This is a genomic window from Flavobacterium sp. YO12, assembly GCF_004119495.1.
Classification (GTDB): domain Bacteria; phylum Bacteroidota; class Bacteroidia; order Flavobacteriales; family Flavobacteriaceae; genus Flavobacterium.
This window is the reverse complement of the sequence record NZ_NRQU01000003.1, coordinates 21,903-42,621: the sequence shown is the minus strand read 5'-3', so window position 1 is coordinate 42,621 and position 20,719 is coordinate 21,903. Positions and strand designations below refer to the sequence as shown.

At 35.0% G+C, this 20,719-nt stretch carries 16 protein-coding genes; 10 read left to right on the top strand and 6 right to left on the bottom strand.

Features of this window, described 5'->3' with window-relative positions; genetic code table 11:
- Positions 1-75: 75 nt before the first annotated feature.
- From BOW55_RS01525 to BOW55_RS01515, 3 genes are read right to left on the bottom strand one after another with little or no spacing between them, the layout of a single operon-like run.
- Positions 76-1,443 carry an efflux transporter outer membrane subunit gene (locus BOW55_RS01525; RefSeq protein WP_129022673.1) on the bottom strand — a complete coding sequence of 456 codons (1,368 nt, stop codon included), beginning with the start codon at positions 1,441-1,443 and terminating at the stop codon, positions 76-78.
- A complete protein-coding gene (locus BOW55_RS01520; RefSeq protein ID WP_129022672.1) occupies positions 1,436-4,609 on the bottom strand; it encodes an efflux RND transporter permease subunit in 3,174 nt (1,057 codons plus the stop codon). Before BOW55_RS01520 ends, BOW55_RS01525 begins: the two co-directional genes overlap by 8 nt.
- 18 nt (positions 4,610-4,627) lie before the next feature.
- Positions 4,628-5,773, bottom strand: a complete 1,146-nt coding sequence (locus BOW55_RS01515; protein WP_129022671.1) for an efflux RND transporter periplasmic adaptor subunit — start codon at positions 5,771-5,773, stop codon at positions 4,628-4,630.
- Positions 5,774-6,093: 320 nt separating this feature from the next.
- On the opposite strand from BOW55_RS01515, the gene BOW55_RS01510 reads away from it, so the two are divergent.
- The 8 genes from BOW55_RS01510 to BOW55_RS01475 all read left to right on the top strand — a co-directional run bounded on the left by BOW55_RS01510 (position 6,094) and on the right by BOW55_RS01475 (position 15,070).
- A complete protein-coding gene (locus BOW55_RS01510) occupies positions 6,094-7,452 on the top strand; it encodes a rhodanese-related sulfurtransferase (RefSeq protein ID WP_129022670.1) in 1,359 nt (452 codons plus the stop codon).
- Between the two features lie 222 nt (positions 7,453-7,674).
- On the top strand, positions 7,675-8,916 hold the full coding sequence (locus tag BOW55_RS01505) for a peptidase U32 family protein (protein ID WP_129022669.1): 1,242 nt from the start codon (positions 7,675-7,677) through the stop codon (positions 8,914-8,916).
- Positions 8,916-9,146: a ferredoxin gene (locus tag BOW55_RS01500; protein ID WP_129022668.1), complete on the top strand. Its 231-nt coding sequence runs from the start codon at positions 8,916-8,918 to the stop codon at positions 9,144-9,146. The genes BOW55_RS01505 and BOW55_RS01500 overlap by 1 nt, the downstream gene beginning before the upstream one ends.
- 177 nt (positions 9,147-9,323) lie before the next feature.
- A complete protein-coding gene (locus tag BOW55_RS01495) occupies positions 9,324-10,688 on the top strand; it encodes a regulatory iron-sulfur-containing complex subunit RicT (protein ID WP_129022667.1) in 1,365 nt (454 codons plus the stop codon).
- Positions 10,672-11,151, top strand: a complete 480-nt coding sequence (locus BOW55_RS01490; protein WP_129022666.1) for a gliding motility lipoprotein GldH — start codon at positions 10,672-10,674, stop codon at positions 11,149-11,151. The genes BOW55_RS01495 and BOW55_RS01490 overlap by 17 nt, the downstream gene beginning before the upstream one ends.
- A gap of 9 nt (positions 11,152-11,160) precedes the next feature.
- Positions 11,161-13,467: a penicillin-binding protein 1A gene (locus BOW55_RS01485; RefSeq protein WP_129022665.1), complete on the top strand. Its 2,307-nt coding sequence runs from the start codon at positions 11,161-11,163 to the stop codon at positions 13,465-13,467.
- 167 nt (positions 13,468-13,634) lie between these two features.
- Positions 13,635-14,336 carry a CoA transferase subunit A gene (locus BOW55_RS01480; RefSeq protein WP_129022664.1) on the top strand — a complete coding sequence of 234 codons (702 nt, stop codon included), beginning with the start codon at positions 13,635-13,637 and terminating at the stop codon, positions 14,334-14,336.
- Between the two features lie 80 nt (positions 14,337-14,416).
- On the top strand, positions 14,417-15,070 hold the full coding sequence (locus tag BOW55_RS01475) for a CoA transferase subunit B (RefSeq protein WP_078006684.1): 654 nt from the start codon (positions 14,417-14,419) through the stop codon (positions 15,068-15,070).
- Between the two features lie 691 nt (positions 15,071-15,761).
- Here BOW55_RS01475 and BOW55_RS01470 read toward each other — a convergent pair.
- Together BOW55_RS01470 and BOW55_RS01465 are read right to left on the bottom strand one after the other, a co-directional pair.
- Complete coding sequence (locus BOW55_RS01470; RefSeq protein WP_129022663.1) at positions 15,762-16,292, bottom strand: DUF6646 family protein; 531 nt, start codon at positions 16,290-16,292, stop codon at positions 15,762-15,764.
- 46 nt (positions 16,293-16,338) lie between these two features.
- A complete protein-coding gene (locus tag BOW55_RS01465) occupies positions 16,339-17,073 on the bottom strand; it encodes a metallophosphoesterase family protein (RefSeq protein ID WP_129022662.1) in 735 nt (244 codons plus the stop codon).
- Between the two features lie 140 nt (positions 17,074-17,213).
- On the opposite strand from BOW55_RS01465, the gene dinB reads away from it, so the two are divergent.
- On the top strand, positions 17,214-18,296 hold the full coding sequence (dinB, locus tag BOW55_RS01460; protein ID WP_129022661.1) for a DNA polymerase IV: 1,083 nt from the start codon (positions 17,214-17,216) through the stop codon (positions 18,294-18,296).
- A 101-nt stretch (positions 18,297-18,397) separates the two neighbouring features.
- Positions 18,398-18,844 (top strand): PAS domain-containing protein, encoded by a 447-nt coding sequence (locus tag BOW55_RS01455; protein ID WP_241686441.1) that lies wholly within the window; start codon positions 18,398-18,400, stop codon positions 18,842-18,844.
- 215 nt (positions 18,845-19,059) lie between these two features.
- On the opposite strand, the gene BOW55_RS01450 is transcribed toward BOW55_RS01455, so the two are convergent.
- Positions 19,060-20,664 carry a fumarate hydratase gene (locus tag BOW55_RS01450; RefSeq protein ID WP_129022660.1) on the bottom strand — a complete coding sequence of 535 codons (1,605 nt, stop codon included), beginning with the start codon at positions 20,662-20,664 and terminating at the stop codon, positions 19,060-19,062.
- Positions 20,665-20,719: the final 55 nt, after the last annotated feature.

Below are 20,719 nucleotides of genomic sequence, written 5' to 3'. Positions count from 1 at the left end.
GAAAATAGTGCTTTTTTGTTTTTTAGAGTATGTTAAGAAACCTTTGAACCTTTGTCACTCTGAACCTTTGCGCCTTTATAAGCTCCATCCCCCGCCAAGTGCTTTATACAACTCCACCATCGAGCTTAATTGTCTTTCAGATAATTGTGCTAAGCTTAATTGAGCATTAAATAAATTAGTTTCTACATCTAGGACTTCTAAGTAAGAAACGTAGCCGCTGTCGTATCTTTCTCGAGAAAGATTAAAGTTTATTAAAGCCGCTTTAACCTGTCTGTTGCGAGCTTCCCATTCTTCTTTGTAGGTTTTGATGTTTTGAATAGATTGTTCTACTTCGGTAACAGCAGAAATATAAGTTTTTTGATAAGAAAATTTGAGCTCTTCAGCCTGTTGTCTGTATATTTCAACTCTTCGTTTGTTTTTTCCAAAAGCAAATATTGGTCCGGCAATTCCAGCCGATGCATTCTGAGCATAGGAACTTCCTAAAAATAAATTGCTTAAATCGGCACTAGCAAATCCTGCAATTGCGGCAAGGTTTAGAGAAGGAAAACGCATGGCCTGAGCTGTTCCAATTCTTTCATTTGAAGCTTTGTACTTTAATTCTGCAGCTTTTACATCAGGTCTGTTTTCTAATAAGGAAGAAGGAATTGATAATGGTATTTCATTTACAACTCGCAGTTCAGTGTTAGATTTTCCTCGCGGAATTTCAGATGGAAGCTGACCTGTAAGAAGAGAAATAACATTTTCTTGATAGGTAATCTGCCTTTTGATATTAGGAATGGCGGCTTGCGCTATGGCAACCTGCTGTTCAATTTGAACTTTATCAACCTCAGAGATATAACCGCTTTCAAATCTTTTGCTTATAATTTCATAGTACTTTTCTCTAGTAGAAAGAGTATGTTTTGCAATTTCCAATTGATCGTCAAAGTTTCGCATCTGAAAATAAGCTGTAGCTATACTGCTTACAATATCAGACAAAACAACTTTTCGAGCTTCTTCTGTCGCAAGAAGTTCATTTTGTACAGCATTATTTTCATGGCGGTATCTTCCCCAAAAATCAATTTCCCATGACATACTGGCTCCAACATTCGATGGCGTTAAGTTTTTCTCATTGCTGTTTATTGTTGCTCCATATTGAAATGAAGGCAATAAATTTGTTTTAGAGTATCCTAATTCTGCTCTAAGCTGATCAATTCTAGCGACTGCAATTTTTAAATCATAATTATTTTGAAGTCCTTTTGTAATCAAATCTTTTAAAACATCATCATTAAATAGATCAAACCATTTTAAGTTGGTTACAGAAGCCAGTGTATCTAAATTTCTCTCGTTTTTATAAGAATCTGACTTTAGCTGTTCTGGTTTAGTATATTTTGGTCCCACCATACAGCCCACCGGTAGTAGTGAAAGTATAAATATAACTACGATTATTTTGTATTTCTTAATCATGGTCTGTAGTTTTTGAGTCCATATTATTTTCAGATGTTACGATCTCATCATCTTTCTTTTTACCGATGTTTTCAATCATTACAAATAAGCCGGGAACAATTAATACACCTAAAACGGTAGCGATTAACATACCGCTGAATACTGCCATTCCCATTACAATTCGAGCCTGAGAACCTGCTCCTGTAGCGGTTAACAGCGGAACAACTCCAAGAATAAAAGCAAAGGCGGTCATTAAAATTGGTCGAAAACGAAGTTTTGCTGCTACCATTGCTGATTCATAAAGCGGTTTTCCTTTTTCATATTCTTCTTTGGCAAACTCGACAATTAGAATGGCATTTTTGGCGACTAATCCAATTAACAGTACTAGTCCAATTTGAGCAAAAACGTTGTTGACATATGCATCACTTCCAATTCTCGCTAAAAGCAGCCCTAAAAATGCACCAAAAACGGCAAAAGGGGCACCAAGTAAAACACTAAAAGGCAGTTTCCAGCTTTCGTACTGTGCGGCTAGAATTAGAAATACAAAAACTAATGCCATTATAAATACTGAACTTCCGCCGGGAGAATGTTTTTCTTGATAGGAAAGGTTGATGTAATCGTAGCCCATGTCTGAAGGCAGAGTTTGTTTGGCAACTTCCTCTAAAGCTTGTAAGGCTTGGGCACTACTGTAACCGTCACCAGGGCTTCCTCCAATTTCGGCAGATCTAAATAGATTTAGACGATTGGTGAAATCTGGCCCCATAACTTTTGTCGCCGTAACTAATGTAGATATTGGCAGCATATCGCCATCATTATTCTTGATATAAATTAAATTCAAATCTTCTGGCTTTACTCTATTAACAGCTTCACCTTGTATGAAAACTTTATACTGACGCCCAAAACGATTAAAGTCATTTACATAACTTCCTCCTAAAAATGCACCTAAAGCTTCTGTAACTTTCGATACGGGTACGCCCAGTTTCATGGCTTTGTCATTATCAATATCAAGTTTAATTTGCGGAGAACCAGCATTAAAGGTGGTGTAAATACGTTTTATTTCAGGGCGCTGCTGAGCTGCCGCTATAAAAGCCTGAGTTTGCTCGGCTAAATATTGCGGCGTGTTACCGCCTTTATCCTGCAGCATTAAACTAAAACCGGCAGACGCGCCAAGACCTTGAATTGCCGGAGGACCAAATCCAAATACAGAAGCAGTCGTTATTTGAGTTGCAAATTTTTTGTTTATTCTGTCAACAAATTGTTTAGAGGTTTCTTCTCTTTCTTCCCAAGGTTTTAATGAAATGAAAACAAATGCACTATTAGGCTGGTAAGAATTCGTAAGCATACTAAACCCGTTTATGGTAGTATAGGACAGTATTGATTTTTCTTCTTTTAAAAAACTATCCACTTTTCTTGATACTTCATCAGTACGTTGCAATGAAGATGCGGGCGGTAAAGACATATTGACCAATACATAACCTTGATCTTCTTCAGGAATGAATCCCAACGGAATTTTTTTGCCTAGTAATACAACCGCAGTTAGAATAACTGCCAGTAATACAACAATTCGCATTGATTTTTTGGCAAAAAAAGTGGCTCCTTTTATGTATCTGCCCGTTACTTTTTCGAAAATTCTATTAAATCCAGTAAAAAACTTAGCTAACCAGCCTGTTTGTTCTTCGATTGGTTTAGTTGGTTTCAACAGCATGGCACATAAAGCGGGACTTAAAGATAAGGCACTAAATGCAGAGAATGCTACAGAGACGGCAATGGTTATGGCAAACTGCTGATAAAAACGACCTGTAATTCCTGGAGTCATTGCAACAGGTACAAATACAGCAATCAAAATTAAGGCAATTGCAATTACAGGACCAGATACTTCACGCATTGCTTGAATTGTTGCTTCTCGCGGACTTTTTCCTTTTTCGATATGATGAATTACGGCTTCTACAACAACAATGGCATCATCAACTACGATACCAATAGCTAATACTAATCCTAAAAGCGAAAGTGTATTTATAGAGAATCCTAATAATGGGAAAACGGCAATTGTGCCTATTAAAGAAACTGGGACTGTGATTAAAGGTATTAATGTTGCACGCCAGTTTTGAAGGAAAATAAAAACGACCAAAATTACTAGTATAATAGCTTCAAAGAGCGTATGAACAATATCATCAACTCCTGCAGTAATGGCAAGAGTAGTATCTAATGATTCTTGATATTCTATGTCTTTTGGGAATTTTTCAGACAAGTCTTTCATGGTGCTTTTGGCTAGTTTAGCCACTTCGAGAGCATTACTGCCCGGCATTTGATAAACTGCCATTACCGCACTTGGAGAGCTGTTACGACGAGCAGAAGAACTATAATTTTCAGTTCCTAATTCAATTCTTGAGATGTCACTTAGTAAAACCTGAGCACCGTCTTTTTTACTTCGAACAACAATTTCTCCAAATTGTTTTTCAGTAACTAAACGATCCTGCAGTGTAACACCATAAGTAAACTCGGTTCCGGGCGGTGCAGGCTCAGCTCCAAATTTTCCTCCCGGGCTAATCATGTTTTGAGCATTCAATGCATTTTTGACATCATCAACAGTAACGCCTAGTTTGCTCATTACATCTGCTTTTAGCCAAATACGCATTGAATAATCACTTCCTCCAAAGAGTGAAACTTCTCCAACACCCTTTATACGTGCCAATTGATCTACAATATTGATACTGGCATAATTATTTAAAAATTTAGCATCATATTTTGGATTGTTTGATGTTACTGTAAACAACATCATTGGGAATGAAAGTGACTTTTTTACCACAACACCTTGTTGTTTTACACTTGAAGGCATAAAAGGCGAAGATTGATTCTGCCTGTTTTGCGTAAGCATATTGGCATTGTCCAAATTGGTTCCTACATCAAAAGTTACCTCAATGGTACAAGCTCCATCAGAAGTATTGGTAGATTTCATGTATAACATATTTTCTACACCATTTACCTTTTGTTCAATTGGTGTAGCAACAGCTTGTTCAACATTCAATGCATTAGCTCCTGTAAAACTTGTAGTAATTTTTACAACAGGCGGATTGATGTCAGGATATTGTGAAATAGGCGTTTTTTGTAGTGCCAGTAATCCAAGTATTACAATAATAATACTTATTACAATAGCAACAATTGGTCTGCGAACGAAAAATTCTCCCATAATACTGTGTTGTATAAATTATTTAGCTGCTCCAGCCCCAGTCTGACCTAATTCCCATTGCACTATTTTTGGTGTAATAACACTTCCATTTTTTAATAATGAAGTGCCTCCCATGGCAATCTTATCTCCAGGTTTTAAACCATCTTCAATAACATAACCATCTTTTACTGATGGACCCGGTTTTACAATCTGCATATTGACTTTATTGTCTTTTCCAAGAACATACACTTGATAAATACCTTGTACTTCTATTACTGCTCGCTGCGGAATCACGATTGCATTTTTGCGAACATCTGTAAGTAAACCAATTTTTACATATTGTCCCGGACGCAATAATTTATCAGGGTTTGCAAATGAAGCTTCAAATGTTATGGCACCAGTAGAAGGATCAATTTGTCTGTCGGCAAAACTAACTCGACCTGTTTCAGGGTACGTTGATCCGTCTGATAATTTTAGAGAAACTACTGCGCCAGATCCTTTTAAGGGAGAATCGGGTTTACTAAATTCTCTAAAAAGACGCAGAAATTCTTGTTCGCTCATTGTAAATCGGACTCTAACATCGCCTAGATCAGAAATTGTATTTAAAACAGATGCCGCACCAGGTCTCACATAATCGCCCACTCTTACTTTAGATATTCCAATTAAACCTGAAATTGGAGCTAGAATTTGGCAGTAACCCAATTCAATTTTTGAATTTTCTAAAGAAGCTTGTGATGCTTTAATTTGAGCTTGAGAAGCACTATTGGCAGATTTTGCCGAAATTAATTCTCTCTGACTAACAGCATTTATTTTAGCTAAAGGTGCAATCATATCTAAGTCGGCCTTGGTTTTTGCCAAACGTGCTTGCGATTCTGCCAATGTTCCTTCGGCTTCGGCAACTTTTGCTTTATATGGTAATGGATCAATGCTGTACAATAACTGACCTTTGGTTACAAAACCACCTTCTTTAAAATTTAAGCTTGTAATAATACCATCGACTCGCGGATTTATTTGAATATCTGATTGCCCGTAAGTTTGTCCAGTGTATTCAGATTCAACTTTAACATCCTGATTCAAAACTGTAAGGATTGAGATTTCTAATGGTTTGGGCGCTGGCGGAGTTTCTTTTTTGCAGGCTGAAAGAAAGAAAAGGGATAGAATTGCCGAGAGGTAAATTTTGTTCATTTTTAATTTATATTAAGATGCATTAATATTCAACTAATTAAAAACCAATTAAGTCCATAGCTAAGTTAACATTTTTTTAATAAAAAAGTAAAAAAAGTATATTTCATTTTATCTCACTTTGTAAAGACTGTATTTATTTGATAATCAGTAATTACGGAGGTTTTGATGAGAAGTAAAGAGAAAATGAATGAATTGATCCAATTCTTTGAATCAAAAAAAACAGATAAAATGTTAATAGAATTTTTAATCTGAAAATAAACCTTATTTTTGCAGCAGATTTTAAAAATCACATATATTCTTAACTTAAAACTGTTTATAGCATGCAACTGTACAACACTTTGAGCGCAGAAGAAAGAGCCATCATGATCGATGATGCAGGTAAACAACGTCTTACGTTGTCTTTCTATGCGTATGCAAAAATTGAAGATCCCAAAAAATTTCGCGATGATTTATTTCTAGCCTGGAACGCACTTGATGCTTTAGGTCGAATTTACGTTGCTAACGAAGGAATTAATGCTCAAATGAGTATTCCTGAAGAAAATTTGGAAGCTTTTAGAGCAACTCTTGAAATTTATGATTTCATGAAAGGCATTCGTTTAAATGAAGCTGTAGAACATGATGACCATTCCTTTTTAAAATTAACTATTAAAGTTCGTCATAAAATCGTTGCCGACGGTTTAAATGATGATACTTTTGATGTTACCAATATAGGCGTTCACTTGAAAGCCAAAGAATTCAACGAGATTTTAGATGATCCAAACACAATTGTTGTTGATTTTAGAAATCACTACGAAAGTGAAGTAGGACATTTTAAAAACGCCATTACTCCAGACGTTGAAACTTTTAGAGAAAGTCTGCCAATAATCAACGATCAACTTCAGAACCATAAAGAAGATAAAAATCTGGTAATGTATTGTACCGGAGGAATTCGTTGCGAAAAAGCAAGTGCTTATTTTAAACACCAAGGTTTTAAAAATGTATTTCAATTAGAAGGCGGAATTATCAATTATGCTAAACAAATTGAAGCTGAAGGTTTAGAAAGCAAATTCATTGGAAAAAACTTTGTATTTGATAATCGTCTTGGAGAAAGAATTACAGATGATATTATCTCACAATGCCACCAATGCGGAAAACCTTGCGATAATCACACAAACTGCGAAAATGACGGCTGTCATTTATTGTTTATTCAATGTGACGATTGTAAAGCCGCAATGGAAAACTGTTGTTCTACAGAATGTTTAGAGATTATTCATATGCCTTTAGTAGACCAAGTTCGTTTAAGAACCGGAAAACAAGTTGGAAACAAAGTGTTTAGAAAAGGAAAATCAGAAAATCTAAAATTCAAACATTCAGGTGAACTGCCAAACTCAGCTTTGGGTGCGGCCGAAAAGCCTGTTGATATTCGCCAGAAAGTTAAAGTAAAAAAAGTACTTCTTGGAAAAGCAGAACATTACTACGTAAAAGCGCAAGTGGGACAATTTACTATTGAAAACCAAGAGTTAAACAGCGGAGATAAAATCTTAATTTCGGGACCAACAACAGGTAATCAGGAAATGATTTTAGAAAAACTAATTGTTGATGGGGCAGAAACTGCAACAGCTAAAATTGGTGATAAAGTTACTTTTGAAGTTCCTTTTAGAATTAGATTATCAGATAAATTGTATAAAATTTTAAATTAGTGATTTTTAAAATCCTAAATTTAAAATGGTGCAGCCATATTTTACCAAATTATGGATTCATGCCATTTTGTCCACCAAAAATTAATATAAATATAGTCCATGGTTTCAATCGTGGGCTATATTAATGTGTTACAAATAATTTTTAAAATATAGACTATGATATAAATCATAGGAATCTAATCTATACCCGCATTATTTTTGTCATTTGAATAATAAATCAAAATGACACTTACCAACAAAATTGAACTCATGGCTCCCGCAGGGAACTTTGAGTCGCTTCAGGCTGCTTTAGATAATGGTTGTGATTCCGTATATTTTGGAGTTGAACAGCTGAATATGCGCGCACGTTCGACGGTGAACTTTACAATTGAAGATTTAAAAGAAATTGCGAAGCGTTGTGAAGCCAAAAATGTTAGAAGCTATCTTACATTAAACACGATCATTTACGATCACGATTTATCTGTCGTAAAAACATTATTGAACAAAGCGAAGGAAGCTAATATAACTGCGGTAATTGCTTCTGATCAAGCCGTAATTGCCATGGCAAGATCAATTGGAATGGAAGTTCATATTTCAACTCAGTTAAATGTAACGAATATCGAAACCATAAAATTCTACAGTTTATTTGCAGATACAATGGTTTTGAGTCGAGAATTAAGCTTGCGTCAAGTAAAGAATATTACGGCTCAAATTGAAAAAGAACAGATAAAAGGTCCAAATGGAAATTTAGTCGAAATCGAAATTTTTGGCCACGGAGCTTTGTGTATGGCAGTTTCAGGGAAATGTTATTTGAGTTTACACTCTCATAATTCATCTGCGAATCGTGGCGCCTGCAAACAAAACTGCCGAAAAAAATATACTGTTATCGATCAGGAAACTGGTTTTGAAATCGAACTTGATAACGAATACATGATGTCGCCAAAAGATTTATGTACGCTGGATTTCTTAGATCAAGTTATAGATTCTGGAATTCAGGTTTTAAAAATTGAAGGGCGCGGTCGTGCGCCAGAATATGTAGCAACAGTTATTAAAACCTATCGTGAAGCTATTGACGCTTATTATGATGGAACTTTCTCCAAAGAAAAAGTAACAGTTTGGATGCAGGCTTTAGAAACTGTCTACAATCGTGGTTTCTGGTCAGGATATTATTTGGGACAAGAATTAGGAGAATGGAGTGCTATTCCAGGATCTGCAGCAACACAGAAAAAGGTTTATGTTGGAAAAGGAACACATTATTTTCCAAAAGCCAACGTAGGACAATTCAAAATAGAAGCTTACGATATAAAAATTGGGGATAAAATTCTCGTAACCGGACCAAGCACCGGCGCTCAGGAAATGATTATTGATGAGATGTTTGTAAATGATCTCGCAGCAGAAAAAGCTACAAAAGGAGACGATTGTACTTTTAAACTTCCATTTAGAATCAGAATGTCGGACAAATTATATAAAATTGTTGAAGCGTAATGGTTATCGTAACTTTACAAAGAGATAAATGTATTGGATGTAATTACTGCGTCGAAATGGATCCAGTGCATTTTCAAATGTCAAAAAAGGATGGGAAATCAGTTTTGATTCATTCGGTGAATGCAAAAGGCTTTTTTACATTAAAATCTCCAAATCATAGTATTGTTGAAAGCTGCGAACTAGCAGCAAAAGCTTGTCCTGTGAAAATTATTACGGTTAAAGAGACATAGATATATTCAGCCTAAAAAAAGCTTAAAAAAACCTATTTTGTGTTAAACAGAACAGGTTTTTTTATTTTACACGTCTTATAATTCAAACGATAAAAAGCAAAATAAAAAAAATACTATCTTTACCGATCAAACGTTTATGAACTTAAGTTGCTTTTTTGCAACACTACATATATAATTATGGCATGTACAAGTTGTTCAACCTCTGATGGCGGCGCACCAAAGGGTTGTAAAAATAATGGGACTTGCGGCACCGACAGCTGCAATAAATTGACGGTTTTTGATTGGCTTTCGAACATGAGCCCGTCTAATGGAGAGGTGGTTTTTGATTGTGTTGAGGTTCGTTTTAAGAACGGACGTAAAGAGTTTTTTAGAAATTCAGAAAAATTAACGTTAAGCATAGGTGATATTGTAGCAACTGTTGCATCACCAGGACATGATATAGGAATTGTTACTTTGACAGGAGAATTGGTAAAAATTCAAATGAAGAAAAAAGGAGTAAATCCAGATAGTAACGAAGTTCCAAAGATTTATAGAAAAGCATCTCAAAAAGATATTGATATTTGGTCAGTAGCACGTGATCGTGAAGAACCAATGAAAGTTCGTGCACGTGAATTGGCAATTCAGCATAAGCTGGAAATGAAGATTTCAGATATTGAATTTCAAGGTGATGGATCAAAAGCTACTTTTTATTACACCGCAAATGACAGAGTCGATTTTAGACTTTTGATTAAAGATTTTGCAAAAGAATTTAGCACAAGAGTTGAGATGAAACAAGTTGGTTTCCGTCAGGAAGCTGCTCGTTTGGGTGGAATTGGATCTTGCGGAAGAGAACTTTGCTGTTCCACTTGGTTAACAGATTTTAGAAGTGTCAACACATCGGCAGCACGTTACCAGCAGCTTTCATTGAATCCGCAGAAATTAGCAGGACAATGTGGTAAATTAAAATGCTGTCTAAACTACGAGTTAGATACTTACATGGACGCATTGAAAGATTTTCCAGATTACGACACTAAATTAGTGACTGAAAAAGGAGACGCAATTTGTCAGAAACAAGATATTTTTAAAGGATTAATGTGGTTTGCTTATACCAATAATTTTGCAAATTGGCATGTTTTAAAAATTGATCAGGTAAAAGAAATTATAGCTGAGAATAAACAAAAAAACAAAGTTTCTTCATTAGAAGATTTTGCAATTGAAGTGACTTCAGAGCCTGAAAAAGACTTTAATAATGCAATGGGTCAAGAAAGTTTAACTCGTTTTGACCAGCCGAAAAGAAAGAAAAAACCAAATCGCAAGCGTAAGCCAAATGCTGAAAATGCGATTGTTGCTGCTCCTGAAAAAACACAGCAAGCTAATAATAAACCTGGTGGAGGAAATTCGAATAAACCAAATAAAGGGAATAATCCGAATAAGCCAAATCACCAGAATAAGCCGCAAAATACGAATAAAGGAAATAACTCGAATAAGCCAAATTCAAATGAAAATAAAACGGCTGAACCTAGAAAACCTATAATTATTACAAAAAATGAGAATAAAAAATAGCGGAATTCTTTTTTTGGCAGCGATACTCCTTTTTTCGTGCGATAAAAAAAGAGTGTTCGATGAGTATAAATCTGTTGGAAGTGCTTGGCACAAAGACAGTATTATAACTTTTGATCTGCCAGTTTTAGATTCTACCAAAAAATACAATTTGTTTGTAAATTTGAGAGACAACAACAATTATCCGTTTAATAATCTGTTCTTAATTGTAGCTTTAGAAACACCAAGCGGTTTTACAAAAGTGGATACTTTAGAATATCAAATGGCAAATCCTGACGGAACTCTTTTAGGAAACGGTTTTAGCGATATTAAAGAAAGTAAACTTTTTTACAAAGAAGATGTAAAGTTTAAAGGAACCTACAAAGTTCATATTAAACAAGCGGTTAGAGAATCAGGAAAAATACCAGGAGTTGAAGCTTTAGATGGTATTACAGATGTAGGTTTTAGAATAGAACAAAAAGATTAGAAAATAGTTATGGCTGCTAAGAAAAACAATCAAACAAATAGCGTTAAGGATATTAATTATTACAAAAAGAAGTTCTGGAGAGTTTTTGCTTATTCCTTATTAGGTATTCTGGCTTTCTTTTTATTTGCTTCTTGGGGACTTTTTGGCTCGATGCCTTCATTTGAAGATTTGGAAAATCCAGATTCTAATTTGGCAACCGAGATTATTTCTTCTGATGGAGTTGTAATTGGTAAGTATTTTAAAACCAATAGATCTCAGCTTAAATATTCGGATTTACCAAAAAGTTTAGTTGAAGCTTTGGTTGCAACCGAAGATGCTCGTTTTTACGAACATTCAGGAATCGACGGACGTGGAACTTTAAGAGCGGTATTTAGTTTAGGAACAAATGGAGGAGCAAGTACATTAACACAACAGCTTGCAAAACAATTATTTCATGGAGAAGGTTCTAAATTTCTCCCTTTTAGAATTGTACAAAAAATAAAAGAATGGATTATCGCAATTCGTCTAGAACGACAATACACCAAAAACGAAATTTTGGCAATGTATTGCAACGTTTACGATTTCGGAAATTATTCAGTAGGAGTTAGTTCTGCTGCTCAAACTTATTTCTCAAAAGATCCAAAAGATTTAACCATGGACGAATCGGCTATTTTAGTCGGAATGTTCAAAAACTCAGGATTATACAATCCCGTTCGTAATCCAGAAGGAGTAAAAAATCGTCGTAACGTAGTGCTTTCTCAAATGGAAAAAGCAAAAATGATTACTGAAGCTGAAAAGTTGAGGTTGCAGGCCTTGCCAATTGCATTAAAATTCAAACTAGAAAGCCACCGTGAAGGAACAGCTACTTATTTTAGAGAATACCTTCGTGATTACATGAAAAAATGGGTTGCCGAAAATAAAAAACCAGATGGTTCAGATTATGATATTTATAAAGACGGTTTAAAAATATATACTACCATCGATTCGAGAATGCAGGCACATGCCGAAGAAGCAGTTTCTGAGCATATGAAAAATCTGCAGCAGCAATTTTTTATTGAAATGAAAACCAATAAAAATGCGCCTTTCGTAAACATTACGCAAGCAGAGACTGATCGTATTATGATGCAGGCAATGAAAAACTCTGTTCGCTGGGCTCAGATGAAAGACATGGACAAAAGCGAAGATGATATTATTGCTTCATTCAAAGTAAAAACAAAGATGCGCATCTTTACTTGGAAAGGCGAGCGTGATACAGTAATGACGCCATTAGATTCTATTCGTTATTTCAAGCATTTTTTACAATCAGGTATGATGGCTATGGAGCCGCAAACTGGAAATATTAAAGCATGGGTTGGGGGAATTAATTATAAATATTTCCAATACGATCACGTTGGGCAAGGAGCAAGACAAGTTGGTTCTACTTTTAAACCATTTGTTTACGCAACTGCTATTGAACAATTAAATATGTCTCCTTGTGATTCAATTCTAGATGGACCATTTATGATTCATAAAGGACGTCATAATGTTACAGCAGATTGGGAACCGAGAAACTCTGACAACAGATACCGCGGAATGGTTACTTTAAAGCAAGGTTTGGCTAATTCGATTAATACGATTTCAGCAAAATTAATTGACAGAACTGGCCCAGAAGCTGTGGTTGAATTAACACATAAATTAGGGGTAAAAACCGAAATTCCTGCACAGCCGTCTATTGCTCTTGGAGCTGTTGATATTACGGTTGAAGATATGGTGGCTGCTTATAGTACATTTGCCAATCAAGGAGTGTATGTAAAACCACAATTTTTAAGCCGTATCGAAAATAAAAGCGGCGAGGTTATTTACGAACCAATTCCAGAATCTCATGACGTTTTAAATAAAGATATTGCTTTTGCCGTAATCAAATTGTTAGAAGGGGTTACAGAAACTGGTTCTGGTGCTCGTTTGCGTACGCAAGGCGGAGGAAGTGGTGATAATAGATGGACAGGATATCCGTATATGTTCAAAAATCCAATTGCAGGTAAAACCGGAACAACACAAAATCAGTCAGATGGATGGTTTATGGGAATGGTTCCGAATTTAGTAACTGGAGTTTGGGTAGGTTGCGAAGATCGTTCGGCTCGTTTTAAAAGTTTAACTTACGGACAAGGAGCTACAGCAGCATTACCAATTTGGGGTTATTTCATGAAACTTTGTTATGCTGATCCAGGACTTCAAATTTCTAAATCAGAATTTGAACGTCCAGCAAATCTTTCTATAAAAGTAGATTGTTACAGCAGACCTGCTGTTGTAAAAGACACAACACAAACAGAACAAAATACAGACGAATTCGAGTTGTAATTTAGTCTCTTTTTAAAATATAAAATATCCTTTTGCGGCTTTCAGATTTGAAAAACGCAAAAGGATATTTTTTTGGATTGGTTGATTTTATTTTTTACGAAATCGATATAAATTAATCTAAAAATCTTATTTTTATCAAAAATATACGATAATAAAGACCCTTTGTTATGATAACAAAAAAAGTAAATAATGTTCAGGAAGCAATTGATGGAATAAAAACGGGAATGACAATTATGTTTGGCGGTTTTGGTCTATGCGGTATTCCTGAAAATACTATTGCGGCTTTAGTAGAAACTACAATTTCAGATTTAACTTGTATTTCGAACAATGCCGGAGTCGATGATTTTGGTTTAGGATTGCTTTTGCAGAAAAAACAAATCAAAAAAATGATCTCCTCTTATGTGGGAGAAAATGCCGAGTTCGAGCGTCAGATGCTTTCAGGAGAATTGGAGGTTGAATTAACGCCGCAAGGAACTTTGGCAGAACGCTGTCGTGCGGCACAAGCCGGAATTCCAGCTTTCTTTACACCTGCTGGTTACGGAACTGAAGTTGCCGAAGGAAAAGAAGTTCGCGAATTCAACGGTAAAATGCATATTATGGAACAAGCTTTTAAAGCCGATTTTGCCATTGTAAAAGCATGGAAAGGTGACGAAGCTGGAAATTTGATTTTTAAAGGAACTGCCAGAAACTTCAATGCTTGTATGGCCGGTGCAGGGAAAATTACAATTGCAGAGGTTGAAGAATTGGTTCCAGTTGGGACTTTAGATCCAAATCAAATTCATATTCCAGGAATTATGGTACAGCGTATCTTTCAAGGAGAAAAATTTGAAAAAAGAATCGAGCAACGAACAGTGAGAACTAAAAATTAGATAATGAGAAAATTTGATAATTAAGCAGATTGCGTAAAAATTTTCTAATTATCAAATTTTCTAATTAACACATTCAAGACATGTTAACAAAAGAAGATATAGCAAAACGAATTGCAAAAGAAGTAAAAGACAGATATTTTGTAAACCTTGGAATCGGGATCCCGACTTTGGTTGCAAATTATGTCAGAGAAGATATTGCAGTTGAATTTCAAAGCGAAAACGGAGTTCTTGGTATGGGACCTTTTCCTTTCGCCGGTGAAGAAGATGCAGATATTATCAATGCAGGAAAACAAACCATAACCACACTTCCGGGTGCAAGTTTTTTCGACTCGGCGTTTAGTTTCGGAATGATTCGCAGTCAAAAAGTAGATTTAACCATTCTAGGAGCAATGGAAGTTTCTGAAAACGGAGATATCGCAAACTGGAAAATTCCGGGTAAAATGGTAAAAGGAATGGGAGGTGCGATGGATTTAGTGGCTTCCGCCGAAAACATCATCGTTGCTATGATGCATGTGAATAAAGCAGGCGAATCTAAAATCTTAAAAAAATGTACTTTGCCATTAACAGGTGTAGGATGCGTTAAAAAGGTTGTAACTGAGCTTGCGGTTCTCGAAGTAACAGAAAAAGGTTTTAAGCTCTTAGAACGAGCGCCAGGTGTTTCTGTTGAGCATATCATTGCTTCAACTGAAGCCGATTTGATTATTGAGGGAGAAATTCCAGAAATGGCGATTTGATTTTTAGGCTCAAAGACTCAGAGGCACAAAGGTGTAAAGAGTGATTTAGATAAAGAGAACTTTCTTGAATGAAGATTTTTTTTATTTCCGAGAGGGCATTAATAGAGTGTAATCTTTTATTTACATTAGCTCTGACTTAAAAAACACGCAAATTTGGAAAAGTTTGAAATAGATATTAAATGGGGAAGTTATTTCTTCATAATAAATACAGCAATTTCGAATTTTATAGCATTGTTAATGTTTTTGATAGATGTTCGGTGTTTATTACATCTGTCGAATATTCTTATACCGATTTTTATAATTCAACTGCTTTATTTTACCATTAAAGCTTTTAGAGAAAATAATGAAAATGGTTTAAGTAAAGGTTTTTGGAAGTTCTTTGTTTTTATTAGGGTTTTGATATTCTATTTCTTTCTGATGTCATTTGTAAATTGGGCTCCGAGTATAGGTATAAATTACTCTTCCTTATTGATTTATCATCGAAAAAAAGACCTTTCCGAATTTTTGATTGATGAGGATTCAAATGAAGACTACTCCACTACATTAAATGATTTTATTTTTATGTTAAAAAGAAAACTTAGACTAGTGTCAGAAATTTAGATATAAAACACAAAAACCGCCAATAAGGCGGTTTTTTTTCTTTTTAAAAACTTTGTCCCTTTGCCACTTTGAGCCTTTGGAACTTAAAAACTTAATCTAAATTGAAAGAAGCTCCTAAACTAAAAGTCGTTTGATTATTTAAGTGATCAAAAACACCATCATTACTTCCGTATTTTGCAATTGGAAATCCAATTTCAGTAAAAACTCCAAAACCATCTGTAAAGAAATAACGTCCGCCAATGTGACCTCCAAAATTATGTAATCCTAAACTTAAACCCGGGTAAATATCTAATTGTTCTACACCAATAACACTACTTAAATTAGCATTAATTCTTGCTTTAGCGTCAAAACGATCTTGAAAATCTGGTTTGTAATCGTTGTAAGGAGTTGGGTTGTTATGATAGAAACCAGTAAAATTATCTACTCCAAGTAAATAATTGGCAACAAAACCAAAAGAGAAATTTTCTCCTAAACCAAAATCTACAGACCCTTGAATTCCAGAACCTCCATCTTGTATATTAGCACCAACGTTTACTTTCATGTCTCCTTTTCCTTTAAAAGCCTGCTGCGCCTGAGTAAACCCAAATGTTACTAAAAACAAAAATGTAATAACCTTTTTCATAAAACTTAAATATTAATTATTGAGTGCAAATTTAGTTTTTTAGGTGCTAATTCCTACCTTTTTCATCGGAATATAATTCGTTCAGCGGATCACTCTGCCAGAATTCTTTAGTATCAATATCCATAATTGTCAACGGACCTTTAAAAGCAGCACCAGTGTCAACATTCCAAACACAAGCCTTTTGTACAGGTATAGTCTGTCCAATTCTGGTAACAGGCGTATGCCCAATATAGATTTCTTTATAAACTGTAAAACGCTTCGGATAGTACAAATCATCTGGTTTTAAGTTTGGATCTAATGAAAGTGCAGTTTCCCATAGTGTTCTATCCCAATAAAATAGTTTTGGAAAGTATTCCCAAACAACACCATTTAAATTAGTAAAACCAGCATGTACAAATAGACGATTTTGATCATCTAAATAATAATCCTTAAGTGCTTCTAAAAAAGTAATATGTGTTTTCTTTTTTTCTTCAGATACTTTGGCATAGCCTTCAACAGTTGCTCTTCCGCCATGTTTATACCACATTTCTTCATCAAGGTCATCATGTCTGTTTTCAAGCCATTCTAAAGCCAATTGATCGTGATTTCCTCTAATGCAGATGCAGTTTTGTTTACTTTTTAGATCAATCAAATAATCAATCACTTCTGCTGACTGACTCCAGCCGTCAACATAATCACCTAAAAATATAAGAGTATCTTTTGTAGTAACTTGAGCTTTTTTCATCACTTGCTCAAGTGCGAGTAATCCTCCGTGTATGTCGCCTATAACAAATGTTCGCATTTTAAAAAATTTCGGGTATTAACTACAAAAATAATTAAAATGATTTGTTTGGAATCATTTAGTTGTTAATCTTTAAAAATTGATACTATTTATAACAGCAGAAGCTCTCTAGTTATAGGTTTCCTGTTTAAATTTGCATTATGTCAGACTTGCCAACATATCGAAAAATTATTCATATTGATATGGATGCTTTTTATGCTTCTGTTGAGCAGATGGACAATCCGATGCTGAGAGGAAAACCTGTGGCAGTTGGAGGCTCAGAGAATAGAGGAGTGGTTTCTGCAGCAAGTTATGAAGCTCGAAAGTTTGGAGTTAGAAGTGCGATAAGCGGAGTTTTGGCCAAAAAATACTGTCCAGATATTATTTTTGTTCCTCTGAGATTTGATCGATATAGAGAAATCTCTAGTAAAATTCATAAGATCTTTCATGACTATACAGATTTAGTTGAACCGCTTTCGCTGGATGAAGCTTATCTCGACGTTACTCAAAATAAAAAAGGAAATCCCAGTGCAAGTTTATTGGCGCAAGAAATTAGGCTTAGGATTTTAAATGAAGTTGGTCTAACCGCTTCGGCTGGAATTTCAGTTAATAAGTTTGTGGCCAAAATTGCCAGTGATGTCAACAAACCAAACGGACAAAAAACGGTAAATCCAGATGAAATTTTAAGTTTTTTGGAAGAACTGCCTATTCGAAAGTTTTATGGTGTTGGAAAAGTCACAACAGAAAAAATGTATCAATTGGGCATTTTTACAGGATTAGATTTAAAAAACAAATCGCTGGAGTTTCTTGAAAAACATTTTGGCAAGTCAGGAACTTTTTACTACCATGTTGTTCGAGGCGTTCATAACAGCGAGGTAAAAGCATCTCGTACAACTAAGTCCGTCGCAGCCGAACATACTTTTGATGTTAACTTGTCTTCTGAAATTTTTATGCTGGAGCAGCTTGAAAAAATTGCCGCTTCACTAGAAAGGCGGTTGAAAAAGCATACTATTTCAGGAAAAACAGTTACACTTAAAATAAAATACAGCGATTTTACACAGCAAACTAGAAGTAAAACACTGCCTTATTTTATTTCGGATAAAAGTTTAATTATCGAAATTGTTGAAGAATTACTATATCAGGAGAAAATGAAAGATTCAGTTCGATTGTTGGGAATTTCTTTAAGTAATCTAAATACCGAAGAGAAAAAAGCCGTTGTTGTGCAGTTAAAGTTTTCATTTTAAGTGTATTATTAAATAATTAAACTTATGAATATTTTTGTTTTTGTGATGAATTTTCTTCTTATATTTGAGTTGAAAATTTAGATAAAATCAAATATCTGAGCATGAAAACAAACTTATCTGAGGAGACTTCGGATCGTAATTCAGTTCCTATTTTGGCGTGGGATTTTCATTGTGAGTATTTTAGAGAGCTCAAAGCATTTCTTGCAGACTTAAAAAGAATGAATAAAATCTCCAATCAGTTCGTTTGGAATCAGGAAAACTTTGATATTGAAGAACGTATTACAAAGGAAGTTGTTTTGGTTACAGATTTGAATTTGAAAATCATTTTCGCTTCAAATGGAATTAAAAAAATGACTGGTTATACAGAAGATGAAGTTTTAGGAAAAACACCAAAAATGTTTCAAGGGCCAGCCACATCAAAAGTGGTTTTAAATGAAATAAGAGAAGCGATACAACAGCAAGTTCCATTCAATAAAACCCTTAAAAACTATAAAAAGACGGAAAAGTTTACAAATGCAACATTGATGCAATACCTGTTTATAATTTAAAAGGTAAAGTTTCTCATTTTATAGCTTTCGAAAAAGAAGATAAAAGTGCTTAGTTTTAGGTTCAAAGGCTCAAAGTGACAAAGGCTCAGAGTCACTAAAGAAAATCATAAAAGGGTAGACCTTTAAGTTATAGTAAAAAAGAAACCGCCAAATGGCGGTTTCTTTTTTAAAATCTAAGTACCTCAGAACCTTAGTTCCTCAGCATCTAGAAAAAACTATAAATTTTCAAAGAAGTCATTTCCTTTATCGTCAGTGATAATAAAAGCTGGGAAATCTTTAACGGTGATTTTTCTAACCGCTTCCATTCCTAATTCTTCAAAATCAACAACTTCAACTTTTAGAATATTATCTTGAGCCAAAATAGCTGCCGGCCCGCCAATAGAACCTAAATAGAATCCGCCGTATTTATGACAAGCATCCGTAACCTGTTTGGTTCTGTTTCCTTTTGCAAGCATAATCATGCTTCCGCCATGTTTTTGAAATTCATCAACATAAACATCCATACGTCCTGCCGTAGTTGGACCAAAACTTCCTGAAGGCATTCCTTCTGGTGTTTTAGCTGGTCCAGCATAATACACTGGGTGGTTTTTAAAATATTCCGGCATTGGTTTTCCTTCTTCAAGCATCTCTTTAATTTTAGCATGTGCAATATCACGTGCTACAATTACAGTTCCGTTTAACTTTAAACGTGTTTTGATAGGATATTGAGATAGTTTTGCCAGCATATCTGCCATTGGCTGATTTAAGTCAATTTCAACCGGAGCTTCTAAATGCGGAGCTGTTTCTGGTAAAAATTGTTTTGGATTCACTTCTAACTGCTCAACAAAAATTCCGTCTTTCGTAATTTTTCCTTTGATATTTCTATCTGCAGAACAAGAAACTCCTAATCCAACCGGGCAAGAAGCAGCGTGACGCGGTAAACGAATTACACGAACATCATGTGTAAAATATTTTCCTCCAAACTGAGCGCCAATTGCACTTTCCTGACAAATTTGCTGTACACGTTCTTCCCATTCATGATCACGAAATGCCTGACCAGCCATGTTTCCTGAAGTTGGTAAATGGTCATAATAGCCCGCAGAAGCTTTTTTTACAGCACTTAAATTCGCTTCAGCAGAAGTTCCTCCAATAACCAAAGCTAAATGGTATGGCGGACAAGCTGAAGTTCCTAAATCTTTAATCTTAGTACGGATAAAAGCATCTAAAGATTTATCGTTTAATAAAGACTTAGTTTGTTGGTATAAATACGTTTTATTTGCAGAACCTCCGCCTTTTGCCATAAATAAGAACTCGTAAGAAGCCCCTTTTTTAGCATAAATATCAATTTGAGCCGGAAGATTTGAACCTGAATTCTTTTCTTCAAACATCGAAATTGGAACGATCTGCGAATAACGTAAATTACGTTTTTGATAGGTATTAAAAATTCCTTTGCTTAACCATTCTGCATCATCAACACCAGTGAAAATGCTTTCACCTTTTTTTGCCATTACAATTGCAGTTCCGGTATCTTGGCAGCTTGGCAATTGTCCTTCGGCAGCGACAGAAGCATTTTGAAGCAAATTGTAAGCCACAAAACGATCATTATCTGTAGCTTCAGGATCGTCAAGAATTTTTCTTAATTTCTGTAAATGCGTCGTTCTAAGCATAAACGAAACATCAGTTAAAGCTTCTTCAGCCAATAACTCTAAACCTTTTGGGTCAACGGTAAGAACTTCGCGTTCACCAAATTGTTCCACTTTTACAAAATCAGAAGTGATTTTGCGGTATTGCGTATCATCCTTTAAAATAGGATAAGGATCTTGGTATATAAAATCAATCATTGCTTTGTTTTTTACAAAGTTAGAAATTATTTACCTAAGAAAGAATTTGAATAAG